The sequence below is a fragment of the Streptococcus suis genome (genome assembly GCF_002964045.1).
Classification (GTDB): Bacteria; Bacillota; Bacilli; order Lactobacillales; family Streptococcaceae; genus Streptococcus; species Streptococcus suis_U.
Genome location: NZ_POPB01000448.1, coordinates 1 through 306 on the forward strand (window position 1 = coordinate 1; position 306 = coordinate 306).

Below are 306 nucleotides of genomic sequence, written 5' to 3' on the forward strand. Positions count from 1 at the left end.
ATCGAGCAAGCGCCAATTCCCCTCAACATTGTTAGCCTCTTGGATTGCCATAACCTCAGCGTGCATGATTGCCTGATTGAGTTCCTCACGCGCATTATGCCCTCTGCCAATAATCTGGCCATCCTTGACAATCACACAACCAATTGGAATTTCATCCTTTTCTAGCGACTTTCTAGCTTCCTGCAATGCCTGAGTCATAAAATACTCTTTTTCTTCATGTGTATAGTTCATAAATCTATTATAGCACAGCCCCGATAACAGTTCAAAACCACTTCTTTATTTCTCTGCTATCAAAATCAATCTAAC

General features: G+C 41.2%; 1 protein-coding gene. It reads right to left on the reverse strand.

Annotated features, from left to right (window positions below):
• Window positions 1-231: nucleoside deaminase (locus C1E99_RS11335; protein WP_161950423.1), on the reverse strand; the 231-nt coding region annotated here is incomplete at its 3' end.
• Between the last annotated feature and the right edge of the window lie 75 nt (window positions 232-306).